Origin of the sequence: Pseudomonas umsongensis (assembly GCF_002236105.1) — a bacterium.
In the GTDB taxonomy this organism is placed as follows: Bacteria; Pseudomonadota; Gammaproteobacteria; order Pseudomonadales; family Pseudomonadaceae; genus Aquipseudomonas; species Aquipseudomonas umsongensis.
Genome location: NZ_NIWU01000008.1, coordinates 18,138 through 32,025, shown reverse-complemented (window position 1 = coordinate 32,025; position 13,888 = coordinate 18,138). Strand labels below are relative to the sequence as shown.

Here is a 13,888-nt window from a genome sequence, read left to right as displayed (position 1 = left end):
GAGCACAGGATTTTTCCATGCAACTCAAAGATACGATGCTGTTCCGCCAGCAAGCCTTCATCAACGGTGAGTGGCTGGATGCCGATAACGGGCAAACCATCAATGTGAGTAATCCCGCCAATGCTGATGTGTTGGGCACCGTTCCAAAAATGGGCGCCGCTGAAACTCGGCGTGCCATCCAGGCGGCTGACAAAGCGTTGCCGGCCTGGCGTGCACTAACCGCCAAAGAGCGTGCGGGCAAGCTGCGCCGCTGGTTTGAACTGATGATCGAGAACCAGGAAGACCTGGCTCGACTGATGACCCTCGAGCAAGGCAAGCCGCTGGCCGAAGCCAAAGGCGAAATCGTTTACGCCGCATCCTTCATCGAGTGGTTCGCCGAAGAAGCCAAGCGTGTCTACGGTGACGTGATTCCAGGCCACCTACCAGACAAGCGACTGATTGTAATCAAGCAGCCAATCGGCGTGACCGCTGCCATCACCCCGTGGAACTTCCCTGCCGCAATGATCACCCGTAAAGCCGGCCCGGCCTTGGCTGCCGGTTGCACCATGGTTCTCAAGCCTGCTTCGCAAACTCCTTTCTCAGCACTGGCCTTGGCTGAACTGGCCCAGCGTGCGGGCATCCCGGCTGGTGTGTTCAGTGTTGTGACTGGTAGCGCCGGCGACATCGGCAGCGAGCTGACCAACAACCCGACCGTGCGCAAACTGTCCTTCACCGGTTCGACCGAAATCGGTCGGCAACTGATGGCCGAATGCGCCAAAGACATCAAGAAAGTGTCCTTGGAACTGGGCGGCAACGCACCCTTCATTGTGTTCGATGACGCTGATTTGGATAAGGCTGTCGAAGGCGCGATCATTTCCAAATATCGCAACAATGGTCAAACCTGCGTCTGCGCCAATCGTCTGTACATTCAGGATGGTGTTTACGACACATTCGCCGAAAAACTGAAAGTAGCCGTCGCCAACCTGAAGATCGGCAATGGTCTGGAGGAAGGCACCACCACAGGCCCGCTGATTGACGAAAAAGCCGTGGCCAAGGTGCAAGAACACATCGCCGACGCCGTGAGCAAAGGCGCGACCGTGCTGGCCGGCGGCAAGCCGATGAAAGGCAACTTCTTCGAGCCGACCATCCTGACCAACGTGCCGAACAACGCCGCCGTGGCCAAGGAAGAAACCTTCGGCCCACTGGCTCCGCTGTTCCGCTTCAAAGATGAAGCCGAAGTGATCGAGATGTCCAACGACACCGAATTCGGTCTGGCCTCGTACTTCTACGCTCGTGACCTGGGCCGTGTGTTCCGCGTGGCTGAAGCTTTGGAATACGGCATGGTCGGCGTCAACACCGGTCTGATCTCCAACGAAGTCGCACCGTTCGGAGGCATTAAATCTTCGGGCCTGGGTCGTGAAGGCTCCAAATACGGCATCGAAGATTATCTGGAAATCAAATACCTCTGTCTGAGTATTTGACGGCGGGATATTAGAGGCAGATGGCTTTCGGGATGGTGGGCGCATGGATTCGCGCTTACCGCTGAGCCCTTTTCATGAGCTAGCGAATTTCAATAATAACCAGGAGATTCCCTTGAGCGGGACGAAGCCACAGTGGAGCAGATTTCTATGCACCCTTTTACTAGGCTGCGTTGGAGGCGTACTCGCAACTTATGCCCATTGGCCTTTGCCTTGGATGATTGGCTCATTGGTTATGGTTTTGTTGGCTCAATGCTTCACTCCTCTGAACCTTCAACCATTGCCAGGTGGCCGTAAAACAGGTCAATGGATCGTTGGCATCGGGATTGGTCTCCACTTCAATGCTTATGTGCTGGAGCAGATTGTCCTCAACATTTTTCCCATTTTGGTTGGAGCGCTGATTACGACAGCGGTGAGTGGTGTGGGTGTTTGGTTCATGCGCAAAGGCGGGGAAGATAAGGCAACGGCATTCTTCTCATCTATGGCTGGTGGATCTGCTGAAATGGTCAATCTGGGCCAGCGTAACGGGGCGAAATTGAGTCATGTTGCGGCGGCTCAGACACTCCGAGTCGTGATGGTGGTTCTGACTGTGCCAGCGGTGTTTAAACTGCTTGTCAGTAATTCGGATCTTGAGCACACCTCCTTGCCAGTCGACTGGTATTGGTTAGGCATCGTATTTGTCATAGGTGGAGTTGCGGCTTGGCTACTGCAGCACTTTCGCCAACCCAACCCGTGGTTATTCGGGCCGTTGTTGATCACGGCTGGGGCGAGTATCTGGTTTGATTTGCACGTAGGTTTACCGTTCGGAGCCAGCCAATTGGGCCAACTCTTGATTGGAAGCAGCTTGGGGTGTTTCTTCGAGCGGTCATTCTTCCGCTATGCCCCTGCGTTTCTTGCTCGGAGCTTTATCTCGACCTGTGCGATGGTCATAACCGCTTCGGTGGCGGCTGCTGGAATAGGTTGGTTTATCGACGGTGACATCAGATCGCTTACGTTGGGGATGATGCCAGGTGGTATCGCGGAAATGAGCCTGACGGCTGAAACGCTGCATTTAGCTGTGCCGTTGGTGACGGCAATGCAAACGCTGAGGATACTACTTGTTCTGTTTCTCGCTGAGCCTATCTATCGACGGTGGCTTGGGCGAGGAAGATGAGCGAGCGTATCGGGCTGCTCAATCTAAGAAAACGGGCTACTTAGCCGAGGCTGTCGAAGCCCGGCGCCAATTGGTGCATCAGGAAATGCTCCATCGGATGTCTTCATACTTGCCCCTGTTCTTTGAATATCGCCCGGCTAGGCTATCTCCTAGTCATCCTTACTAGGCGTGATGAAACGAGTGGTTCAAAGACTCAGGGACGCACGACTTACACCATGCTGACGTGGATGCTCGCCATTCAGGAGCGAACAAACAGCCTCTGCCTCGACCCTGGACTTGAACACACCGTGCTTGCTAGCGGAGCCTCCCTCGACGAGATCCACAACCCGATATTGCTTGATGCCATCATCCATTTTGGTTGTTTCGATGACCCTGAATCTCGAATGCATGCTGCGTTCCCTGCTGAAAACTGGTGCTTTAGGAGTACCCGTATGACTCCATGATTTCAACCATTATGCAGGGCTGAGCTGAGACAATTTATGACAGGGCGCAATCATTCTCTGCGTGAGGACAGAGACTTCGCGGGAGGTGGGGGGGGAGGTTGTGTTCAAATCATTGTGTGTGCGAACTATCACATGCTCATAGCTAAGCTGTGGTGCGACGTAAGTGGAGAGGTCGCTCCTTCGGGCCAATGGGCCCGGCTCAGGCACTCGGTTCACCAATCATCCCGTACAACCTTTCACACCTACTCGAAAGCCTTACCAACGAACACCCCACATGGCGGGTAACGCCCCCCGCGTGCCTACTGCTCCCTACTAAACAGATCATCGATGTCCAGGGTTTCCAGACTGCTCTGGTCGGCTCGGGGCGACACGTAATTCGCGTCTTCTTCCCGGAAGTAATTTTTCATGCGGTAGGGAATGTCATACGCGTCAACAATCTCATCGATCATTGCACTGGTGGCGGAGACCTGCCAGCTCGTGAACTTTTCATCAATCATGGCTAGAAGAATTTTGTTGGCCGCATCCAAGTCCTCTCCATCGCTGAACACAATGCTTTCTTCAAACATCTCGTCCAGGGAATCACTCATAAATTGATGAGTCAGCCTTGTGAATGGTTTCGTTGCTTCGTGAACGTCATTCATTTCAAGCAAACCTATCAAATCGCCCAGGGCCGGCAGGTCTTTCTCGTTAATACCGAAATTGATTATGTCCAGCACAAAACTCCCAACAGAGGCCGGCGTGACAATTTCTTCGTTCACCGCATCTGCAAGGGTCACTAGGCAGTACTCGTAATTCCTTGTGATGGGATTGCTCAGGATAACTTTGGTGACATCTTTTAGGCGCTGATTTAATTCGGTTTCGCTTAGACCTCTCTGGGTATTTATGTAAAGTTTCGCGAGATATTCCGGCGGGCTGCCCTCAAAGCCCAGACTCTCTTCATGCTTGAAAAGTGATCTGAATAAACCCATCGTCGTCTCGGCAGAGACGATTTCGTTTCTCGTCATGTCTTGAAGCATTTTGATGGTACTAAGGCTACGTAAGCACTTAAACAACGTTTCAAGCAGCAACGAATCTTTCGCGTACCGATGTAACAGGAAATCCCCAACCGATGGGTTGAATAATTTATAGTAACGCTTGTCGCCCAGCATCACGCGAGTTAGCAGTGAGTTTGAGAGGTGTCGGGTTGCTACTGTGAATTCCCGCATACCTTTAAAGTTGGCATGCTCAGGCATGCGTAGAGCCGCAGCGTAGGCCTTAGCCAGATCCTGCTCAAGGATGTTATCCCCGTTAAATGCCACCAGAAGAACTAGGAATCGACCGAAATCATCCAGTTGTATATCGTAGGGGTGTTGCCAGATTTTTGTTGGGTTATCCAAGAGGTCAGTAATATGCCCCCAATACCCTTCAGCAGAGACATCCGCCAAACGTTGCGGATCAGTGATGAATTGTATGATTCGGGGGTTGAAGTTCCGGTGGCGAATAACCTTATGGTAACGCTTCCCTACGTAGAATGACTCTACATACTCAGGTCTCAGGCCAGAATGCCATATATGGTTGTACAGGATGTGGGCTTTTTCGAGGTTTGAAAGAGATTGAAGCTTGATCTCCATTTCGTTCCGGTCGACGTTGCCATTCTCAAAAGCATCGTTCAGGATCCGGCCCTGGTTTAGGATCGTAGATCGAGACGTCAGTACGAACTTCTTAGTCACCCGGTCTCGATTGATCCTTTTGATGAAGTGAACGATCTGGCTACCTTCATTGCCAGTCAAAGCCTCAAGGTAGTTTTGTCCTAAGAAATCGTCGAAATAGAAGAGCTGGGGCCTGTCAGGCACATAAGCTTGCTCAGCCTCATGTAAGTTATGGCTGATGGAAAGGAACTCGAAACCATTTTTGGCGTAGAACAAGATAAGCTGCTCGGCAAGTGTGGTTTTACCAATTCCTGCTTGGCCGGTAATAATGACCGTTCCCAGGTCACACAGCTTATCTACAGCCTCCTTGAAACAACCCGTCTGGACGAAGATTTTTGACTTTTCAACGATCTCGCTCATCATCGCATCGCTGCGCCCCATGATGGCATTGTTGAGCAAGTGGACAAGTACATTAGCGCTGCTGATCCAGAGTTTGAAGTGCCTTTGCTCAACCCCGCTATGCTGGGCAAGCAGGTCGTTCAGGTCTTCCTTGTCGTAGACGACTACGGGACATGAAGCATTGAGAGCCTCTACCAGCGCCTGCTTGTTCAACCTCGATAGCGAATTTGATACCACCAGGATGTAGCGCTCTGGCCTTAGAGCAGCGACCTTCGCAGCTTCAAATTTCCGGAGGTGGGAGACAAGCTGAGGGAAGGGGGTAGAGGCCCAGTGCTTGGCCTGCAGAATCCACTCACCACCGTCTGGGCTGAAGTATCGCCCATCAACGCCACCATCCCGACCAGGCTTGAAACGCTCAAAGCGAACGCCTTCGGCGGCGCCGATCAGGTCAGTGCACAGCACCTCAAATTCTTTATCGTTGAGACGTGAAAAGTCGTAGTCGTTCACTCAGGCACCCACTCCGTGATAGGAGGGTAAGATACCATTCTGCCGTTTCGGGTGAGCTAGGCCCAATCGGGTCAAGCGGTCGGTACGCAACCAAAATGAGCCACAGAGCGTTCGAGTACATATGTACTCATCGGAATCCGCGCCTTGCGTCAATGGATAATTCAAGGGAAGCGGTGGGCTATGCCGCCCAGTTATAGTTAGGCGCTGCAGGGCTCTGGAGTGCTGAAAAGCAGATCAGTAGATCGTCAGCGCTGGCATCCTGATGATCGAATGAAGCTCGCTTTATTGGATAACGTGAGTGCCCGATTCATTTCGACGTCCACTATCGCACCATGAACCTCCGAGATGCCGGTGTGCCGGTCACTTCGCAGCGACAATCAGGCATCGCCGGTTATGAGCCTCATTTCGACTAAACCAGTGGTGATCAGTAGAGGATATCAGGGGCCTTGTAGCCAAATTGAGACTTGGCATGATTGGTTGAGTCGGAACTTGTGCGAGGTTCACGCCACATCCTGTGAGCTACAGAAGATGAGGCGTGACTAATACTGCGATATCGAGCGTTAAACTCGGCTTAGAACAAAGTATTCGCGTCGTCAATCGAGCTAGACTGAGCTTTTTTGATGATGTAGTTGCTGACAGCCGCGGAAAGGCCGACCAAAAGCTCGGCCTCTTCGAACGACGGCACCCGGCCCTCACGTAGATGTCTGCCGTGCTCTGAGGCATACCCCCACGCTCTCGACACTGCCTGGTCAAGCGGCTGCGGAATCAATGATGTGTGTTTCTTGAGAATATCGCCCAGGTTGGCTTTCTCATCGCCTGTGATTTTTCTCGCCACACACTCTAGCGTCGCAATTGCGTGCTGAATTGCTCCCGTGGGATCTGGGTCGGGTCGACGTGACAGGTCAGAAATCGCTTGATGAAGTTCATTCGCAGCAGTCGGATGGCCAAACGCCTCGGCGGTTTTTCGAGCACTGCTGAGAACGGTCTCGAACGACTCTGGCCCACGCATCTCCAGCTGACCGTCGGCCAGTTTCCAACCAATCCCGTTTTCCACGAAGTATTCGTTGAGCTCGTTCTGGAAATGGTCGTAGTTCTCGGAGCGATAGTTATGGTTAGCAAGGTTGTCCAGGACGCGCTCGATGATGTCGTACACTTTGTACCATTTGCATACGAGGAGCAGGTCTTCTACTTCATTGGCAACATTGGGGTACTCAGTCCAGTTGTTGCGATCGGGTTGCTTCCTCAAGGCTTGGCACACAATTTCTCGAAGGGCTTTAGGGCCCAACCCGCACTCGTAGCAGAGCTGGGTTAAGTAGGCTCTCAACTCCTCTGGAGCATCTTCTCGGACGGTAATTTCGGCTTCTTGAGTACCGGCGTACCCGTGGCGCTTGGAAAAAGGTTCCCGCATTGCGTTTCTCCCTATGCAATCTACCATTCGGATCTTGCCTGAGCGGGAGCATGGCTAGCAATGTGCAAGAGAGCTTGTCGCGGAAATACATCCGCCGGATTTTTCCCAACATTTCCATGCTGATCACCCTGTGTTCTCCTGCTCGAAAAGTGAGTAGAAGCAGTTGAACACCTAGGTCAGTTTTCCGTCGGCAGAACAGCCTTTACTGGGTCAGTTTTCGGTCAGCGGCAATAGTCATTGCGCCAGTACTGAGTGCTCATTCATCATCCCCTGACAGCGGAAAGTTGATATCAACATCGATACCCCCGATCAATGCATCGAGGCGAACCTGGAGAGTTGAATCGAGGGCGATCATCTTCCCAGGGTTACCCAGGATGTCGTCCTCTAACAGCGTCAGAAACTCGCAAAGCTCCTGGTCATTTTTTGAAGCGTCTGTGCCATCCGTCTCACTGCGAGAAAGGATCGTGGATACGGATGAAGCAGGATTTGAGTCGTTCATGCTGCTGACATTATCCGCGCTTGAAGCGCTTGTCATGCGCCAAGTGTGGATTTCGAAAGAAGCTCCTTTGGTTGCCGCTCCTTCGGGCCAAAGCCCGGCTCGTCCCCATGTCTTGACGTTATGTGGCCTACCGCACAGCTCGGCGTTCATGTAAGTACGTGACCACGTAGGTATCCATCATGGCGACTGTCACTGTGAACGCTAAAAGCAAAATCACCATCCCTGTTCAGGTACGGGCTGCTCTTGGCCTGCGACCAGGGGATGAAATCGAATTCGTCCTCGAAAATGGTCACTTCGCCATCGTGGCTGTGAGTTACTCCGTTGAGCGATTGAAGGGCATGATTCGCAAGCCGAAGGTCATCGTGAGCATTGATGACATGAATCCAGTTTTTGCACTGAAGGAGTAATTGCTCGTCGATAGTGTTTCAGTGGGAGAAAGGCTTGCTACTGTTTGTCTCGCGCTTCATTCCAAGGCGGATTCTGAGATGGGTTGTTGCTATCGCGTTTTCGGGCCTAAGGCCCGGCTCGTTGAGTGACTGCTTTATTTCACTTCAGCGTTGCCAGGCTGTCCGCTACTCCAGGCTTCAGTGAGCTCGTCTATTCGATCCGCGATTTGCTGCTTTTTTTTGGGGCTAGAGCGCGCGTGCTGCCGACAAATTCCTCGATCAAATACAGCGAGTCGCAACATCAAGCTCCAGCTCCTGTAACGCCTTATCGGGAGTTCGAATCGCACCGTCACCATCCCATTCTTCGATGATGATTTTCATAGGTGGCTTTCTCGCGTGCGGTCTCCATTGCTTTAAGTCAGCAATGGTAACGTGCTTTTCGCGTGCAGGCTCAGAGCGCAGCGAGTAAACGTTCGAGCTGCTCACGCTCCCAGGTACTCAATAATTCGACAGGATCGTTTCCGGCGCGCTGCCAGAGTTCGAGTGTCCCGACTCGACCATCTGGTGATCTGCAGTACTCGCAGTAATCCAGGGTGTCACAGTCATTGAAGAGTGTGAGTAGCCATCCATCAATCTCAACGCTCATTAGCCCGTGATAGATCTCCCCCCATGACTGGATGGAGCTTCTCATCATGATGCGTTTGCCGAGCGCGACGTCCGTCAGTACCTGGCAGACCTCGCGGGCGGTGAGAGGAGAGGTTGTGTTAAAGACATTCTGCGTCCGAGCCATCGCTTGCCGATATCTAATCTGTGATGTGACATCAATGAGAAGGTCTCTCCATCGGGCTATCGAAGCCCGGCTAGCCAACCTAACTCCAGACCTACTCACTCTGGCGTCATAAGCACCGCCAACGTCATATTGATGAACTCTTCATTCTTGGTTACCGTTGCTAGCGCACTGCGCACATTGCCTCCAATCTCACTCGAGCCGTGCTGCTCGACCCAAAGCGTCAGCTCCATGATCGCGGCTTCGAGGGCTAGCTGGTTCTGATTGATCTTGAACAGCAGGGATGGGAGCAAGTCTTCGTTGGCCATCGCGATTCCTCCGTGAAAAAGAGAAGCGTAGCAGGAGGAGGTGTTAAAGACCGGGCAGCCTATGTCTGCACTGAGGTATTCACCAAACCGAAATAGTCATCTGTAATCGGCGTGCCGAGACGAGTGGTTCAAAGACTCAGGGACGTACGCCCTACACCGCTCTGACGAGGATGCTCGGAATTCAGGAGCGAACAAACAGCCTCCGCCTCCATCCTGGACTTGAACACACCGTGCTTGCTAGCAGAGCCTCCCTCGACGAGATCCACAACCCGATACTGCTTGATGCCATCATCCATTCTGGTTGTTTCGATGACCCTGAATCTTGAATGCATGGTGCGTTCCCTGCTGAAACTGGAGCTTTAGGAGTACCGGTATGACTCCATGATTTCAACCATTATGCGGGACTGAGCTGAGACAATTTATGACAGGGCGCAATGATTCTCTGCGTGAGGACAGAGACTTCGCGGGAGGTGGGAGGGGTAGGTTGTGTTCAATCATTGTGTGCGAATCATCGCATGCCTATAACTAAGCTGCGGGGTGACGTAAGTGGAGAGGTCACTTCTTCGGGCCAATGGCCCGGCTCACCTAATCAGCCGAACATTTCCTTAATGATGGCTGCAACGTTCCTGACGCAGTAGAGGGCGCCATAGAAGACGTGTGCCGAGCGTTACCTAGCGCACGGTTGATTGAGGCAGCTTTCACTCCATCACTCACTGCAGGCGCAGTCCATTACGCCAGTGCCGAGCATTCATTCATCATCCGCTGAGAGCGGAGAGTTAATGTCAACTTCGATACCGCCGATCAAAGAATCGAGGCGAACTAGGAGGGTTGAATCGAGGGCGATCAGCTCCCCAGGGGTACTCAGGATGTCGCCCTCTAACAGCGTCAGAAACTCGCAAAGCTCTTGTTCATTCTTTGAGGCGGTACCATCCGTCTCATTGCGAGAAAGGATCGTGGATACGGATGAGGTGGAATTTGAGTCGTTCATAGTGCTGACATTATCCGCGCTTGAAACGCTTGTCATGCACCGAGTGTAGATTTCGAAAGAAGCTAAGTTGTGCATGGCGGCGAGAGGATATGTCGCTGGTTTGGGTCTGTTGGCCCAGCTAGGGTTTGGTTTTTCAGATGGAGGTGAAAGCGCTGTCATCGATCAAGGAATACCATCCAGTGCCCCAGATCACACAGAGCATTTGGATGACCTTCGGGCTGCCATTACCCGGTACCAAGCTTCATGACCTAGTTCACGAAGGACTGCCGTTTGAGTTCCTCGACCGGATAGCGAGCCTTCTGCAGGTGCAGCGAGGTAGTGTCTCCAAGGCTATTTGCATGTCACCCGCAACGTTGGCACGCAGGGCGACAACTGGGCGGTTTGGCGCACTTACGTCGCTTGAAATGTAGACAGGATGTAGACTAGAAATTTTTAAGGTTCTGGAATCAGGATGACAATGGAGTGGCGAGCATCTGCTTGGGGGCGGCTGCTGACAAAATCTGAGCCATGGCGCTTAAACACTGAAGACAATCGGCTTTTCTTAAGGCTTGGCGACAAGGTGGTTGAGATACAGCCCGACAACCTCCCCAAGGTGGAGGTCAATCGTGGCGTGCTTTGGACAGATATCACGCTGTTTGAAGGCCGCCAATTTCGTGTCGATGGGTTGCCCAACTCCAAAGAGCCTAACCTTGCACAGGAATTAGCTCGGCTCCTCTTGATTACCCGACGACAATGCTTTGAGGAATGCTACTCGTCCATCCGAAGATGGTTGGACACCATTGTGCAGACAGTAAACAAAGCCGACGCTGAACACCACTGGCTGACGCACGAGATGCAGCAGGCGCTTCTCGCAGCCAAGCCGATGCTGAGCATCGACGACCAAGCTTTAGCTAAATTGTTTCAGACTTCTGAAGTCCAGTCCTCTCTCCAGGAGCGCGCTCCGGACGTCCAGAAGGATCTTGACGATTGGATGTGTAATTGGTCAGAGGTATGGGCTCACCGAAACTACGGGCATATGTTGCATGAGCTTGATGCATGCAAGGATCTCCTCTCCAATGTAGAAAGCAAGCCGCTTACAGATGAGCAATCCCGAGCGGTAATCTGCTTTGATAACCGCGTCCAAGTCATCGCTTCCGCAGGTTCTGGCAAGACTTCGACCATGGTTGCCAAGGCGGTCTATGCCCTGCACCGTAAATTAGTATCTCCAAGCTCAATCGTTATGCTGGCCTTTAACAAGGCCGCAGCTGGGGAGCTTCAGGCGCGGGTTGCAGAGGCACTCGCGCGTGTCGCTATCAAAGACATACAAGTGGAAGCAAAGACCTTCCATTCCCTCGGGCTTTCCATCATCGCTGAAGCAACCGGCCGTAAGCCTCATGTACCGGATTGGGCGGTAGAAAACCTACTGGGCCTCCAGAAGCTCTTGAACATCGTTGACGATCTTAAGGATCAATCTGATGTATTCAGGGCTCGGTGGGATCTATTCAGATTGGTACTTGGGCGAGACGTTCCTACTGCGGGTGCGGATCAATCTTTCGAAGCTTGGGACAAGGAAGGACAAGGCCGTCTGGTGTCATTGAACGGTGATCATGTTGCAAGCCAAGAGGAGCGGATTATCGCTAATTGGCTTTTCTACAACGGCATCGATTATCAATACGAGCGGTCTTACGAGCATGACACAGCCACCGTTATGCATCGCCAATATTTCCCCGACTTTTTCTACCCCGACATCAACCTCTACCATGAACATTTCGCATTGGATGCCTCTGGCCAGCCTCCAGAGCACTTCAAGGATTACCTAGAGGGTGTTAATTGGAAACGAGCGACGCATGAAAAGCTAGGCACAACTCTCGTCGAGACAACCTCGCATCAATTGCAAACCGGCGAAATTTTTAAGCATTTGGGTACAGTCCTTACGTCTCGCGGCCTCATCCTCGACCCAAATCCAGATCGTCCTATTCCTGCAAAAGGGATGGTACCGATGGAGCACGTTGACCTAATTAAGCTGCTCCGTACGTTCATTACTCACTTCAAAAGCAACAGCCTTACAGTTGATGTGCTATTTGAGCGCCTGCGGGATCTGCCGATTGGAGCGTTCAGATATCGTTTTGAAGCTTTTTTGGAGCTGGCTGTTCCGGTCATCAACGGCTGGAACATGGCACTGTCCTTAGAAATGGGAATTGATTTCGAGGACATGATCAACATGGCGGCTGAGAGCCTCGAGAGGGGGCATCCCTCGCCATACAGCCTGGTAATGGCTGACGAGTACCAAGATGCTTCGAGGGCCCGTGCGCGCCTCTGCAGAGCATTAGTCGCTGAGCCAGGTCGGCATCTCTTCGCTGTTGGAGACGACTGGCAATCTATCAATCGCTTTGCCGGTGCAGACATTTCAGTCATGACGGGCTTTCGCGATTGGTTTGGGCACGGTCAGGTTTATCGGCTGGAGACTACATTCCGATGCCCTCAAGAACTCTGTGATGTGTCCAGTCGCTTTGTATCCAAGAACCCGGCCCAGTTAAAAAAGCGGGTTTCTTCAGTCACACCCGCCATCGATCCTTGTATCCAAGCGTTCCAAGTTCCAGACAGAAGCGAGCTTCAGGGAGCGATTAACCATTACCTAGCTGAGATTTATCGCCGTTTAGTCGACGGGGCTGTGCCTGCAGGTAAAAATGGGAAAGTGACCGTGTTCGTATTGGGGCGGTATAAAAACGATCGACAATACGTCCCTGAGAGCTGGAAGTACCATTTCGGGGATCGAATCGAAGTCAAATTTAAGACTATCCATACCTCCAAAGGCGATGAGGCAGAGTATGTAATCCTTCCAGGGATGGTGTCCCGGGGATTCCCAAACGTCAAAAGCGATGACTCGGTGCTGCAGTTGGTCATGCCTGCCGGGGACACCTATCAACACAGTGAAGAGCGAAGGTTGTTCTACGTAGCTCTTACCCGTGCTCGTCGTTCTGTCGCGATGTTCACAGTAAAGGGCAAGAGCTCCCCGTTTCTTGATGAAATGGTGAAAGAGGGCTCCGTTAAAGTCACCGACATTCGTGGCGAGCCCATTCAGGAAGAACGTTGCCCGGTCTGTAAACGCGGCGTGTTGGTCATCCGACAAGGCCCATTTGGCGAGTTTCGCTCGTGCTCAAGCTATCCGATATGCAGCTACAAACCTAAGCGGCAACAAAAGCCGAGCAACAGTATTGCCAGGATACCTTCACGTGGGCCGTGGTGAGGCCGCATGATTTCACCGGGCCCGCGATCCCGCCTGCCAACACCTATACCAGGGTATCTGCACGAGGTGTCAGTAGACGGAACCTGTTATCAATACGTATATATTCGGTATTTTGGATCAACCAAGATATATAGACGACGTCACCTACCAACCATAGACAGTGGCTTTTAGTTTCGTAGTCCAGAGGAGTGATGTGCACCATGTTAGATTTTTTTAGAAAACTACTCAGTCCGTCGAAAAATAACGAGCTCTTGCTTGAAAATATAAATATAAAAAATACAAAAGACCTAGAGAAGCTGGTGCGTGGATTTGGCCCAGAGCGAGCTGGCGAAATCATCCGAAAACGAGCTCTAGAGGGCAACCTTACCTGCCAGCTTTTTTTGGCAAACGTCGCGTCCTTCGTTCCGGAAGCAGACTTGACTGATAGTGTACGAAGAGATTTCGAGGTCTTTACCAGAATGGCTGCAGAAAATGGAGACGCCGGTTCTCAGTTTAATCTTGCGATCTCGTTCGTTAAAAAGGTAGACAGCTCCAAAAGTTACTTTTCAGGCGATAACATTGAAAACCTAAAGCAGGCTAAGCACTGGCACAAGAAAGCAGCATCCCAAGGTTTCAAGCCTTCGATTCAATCCCTGGAAAATCTAAAGTCAATTTTTGACAATGTTTAGCAGGGATTGGATTAGCATAGAAAGATAATCC

General features: G+C 52.0%; 12 protein-coding genes and 1 pseudogene. 6 read left to right on the top strand and 7 right to left on the bottom strand.

The window, feature by feature from the left end:
• Positions 1–17: 17 nt before the first annotated feature.
• Together gabD and PSUM_RS27370 are read left to right on the top strand one after the other, a co-directional pair.
• Positions 18–1,460, top strand: a complete 1,443-nt coding sequence (gene gabD, locus PSUM_RS27375) for an NADP-dependent succinate-semialdehyde dehydrogenase (protein ID WP_046819625.1) — start codon at positions 18–20, stop codon at positions 1,458–1,460.
• Between the two features lie 43 nt (positions 1,461–1,503).
• The gene (locus tag PSUM_RS27370; RefSeq protein ID WP_083349466.1) at positions 1,504–2,610 is read left to right on the top strand and encodes an AbrB family transcriptional regulator; all 1,107 of its coding nucleotides are present in this window, start codon (positions 1,504–1,506) and stop codon (positions 2,608–2,610) included.
• Positions 2,611–3,352: 742 nt separating this feature from the next.
• Here PSUM_RS27370 and PSUM_RS27360 read toward each other — a convergent pair.
• From PSUM_RS27360 to PSUM_RS27350, 3 genes are all read right to left on the bottom strand, one after another.
• Positions 3,353–5,587 carry an nSTAND3 domain-containing NTPase gene (locus PSUM_RS27360; RefSeq protein WP_083349464.1) on the bottom strand — a complete coding sequence of 745 codons (2,235 nt, stop codon included), beginning with the start codon at positions 5,585–5,587 and terminating at the stop codon, positions 3,353–3,355.
• 571 nt (positions 5,588–6,158) lie between these two features.
• Positions 6,159–6,995: an AbiJ-NTD4 domain-containing protein gene (locus PSUM_RS27355; RefSeq protein WP_083349463.1), complete on the bottom strand. Its 837-nt coding sequence runs from the start codon at positions 6,993–6,995 to the stop codon at positions 6,159–6,161.
• A 256-nt stretch (positions 6,996–7,251) separates the two neighbouring features.
• Entirely contained in the window at positions 7,252–7,644 is a 393-nt protein-coding gene (locus PSUM_RS27350; RefSeq protein WP_141195521.1) for an AbrB/MazE/SpoVT family DNA-binding domain-containing protein, read from the bottom strand.
• A gap of 29 nt (positions 7,645–7,673) precedes the next feature.
• Here PSUM_RS27350 and PSUM_RS27345 point away from each other — a divergent pair, with 29 nt between their 5' ends.
• Positions 7,674–7,901 (top strand): AbrB/MazE/SpoVT family DNA-binding domain-containing protein, encoded by a 228-nt coding sequence (locus tag PSUM_RS27345; protein WP_083349461.1) that lies wholly within the window; start codon positions 7,674–7,676, stop codon positions 7,899–7,901.
• A gap of 134 nt (positions 7,902–8,035) precedes the next feature.
• Here the strand turns inward: PSUM_RS27345 and PSUM_RS27340 are convergent.
• The 4 genes and pseudogenes from PSUM_RS27340 to PSUM_RS27320 form a co-directional block, all read right to left on the bottom strand.
• A pseudogene (locus tag PSUM_RS27340) lies at positions 8,036–8,261 on the bottom strand (AbrB/MazE/SpoVT family DNA-binding domain-containing protein).
• A 70-nt stretch (positions 8,262–8,331) separates the two neighbouring features.
• The gene (locus tag PSUM_RS32500) at positions 8,332–8,670 is read right to left on the bottom strand and encodes a DUF7693 family protein (protein ID WP_083350175.1); all 339 of its coding nucleotides are present in this window, start codon (positions 8,668–8,670) and stop codon (positions 8,332–8,334) included.
• 95 nt (positions 8,671–8,765) lie between these two features.
• On the bottom strand, positions 8,766–8,975 hold the full coding sequence (locus PSUM_RS27330; RefSeq protein WP_083349460.1) for a hypothetical protein: 210 nt from the start codon (positions 8,973–8,975) through the stop codon (positions 8,766–8,768).
• A gap of 748 nt (positions 8,976–9,723) precedes the next feature.
• Positions 9,724–9,963, bottom strand: coding sequence for a type II toxin-antitoxin system PrlF family antitoxin (locus tag PSUM_RS27320; RefSeq protein ID WP_083349458.1), 240 nt, complete (start codon positions 9,961–9,963; stop codon positions 9,724–9,726).
• Between the two features lie 137 nt (positions 9,964–10,100).
• On the opposite strand from PSUM_RS27320, the gene PSUM_RS32495 reads away from it, so the two are divergent.
• From PSUM_RS32495 to PSUM_RS27305, 3 genes are all read left to right on the top strand, one after another.
• A complete protein-coding gene (locus PSUM_RS32495) occupies positions 10,101–10,373 on the top strand; it encodes an antitoxin Xre-like helix-turn-helix domain-containing protein (protein ID WP_331717093.1) in 273 nt (90 codons plus the stop codon).
• A 41-nt stretch (positions 10,374–10,414) separates the two neighbouring features.
• The gene (locus PSUM_RS27310) at positions 10,415–13,189 is read left to right on the top strand and encodes a UvrD-helicase domain-containing protein (RefSeq protein WP_197677863.1); all 2,775 of its coding nucleotides are present in this window, start codon (positions 10,415–10,417) and stop codon (positions 13,187–13,189) included.
• A 200-nt stretch (positions 13,190–13,389) separates the two neighbouring features.
• Complete coding sequence (locus tag PSUM_RS27305; protein WP_083349457.1) at positions 13,390–13,857, top strand: SEL1-like repeat protein; 468 nt, start codon at positions 13,390–13,392, stop codon at positions 13,855–13,857.
• Positions 13,858–13,888: the final 31 nt, after the last annotated feature.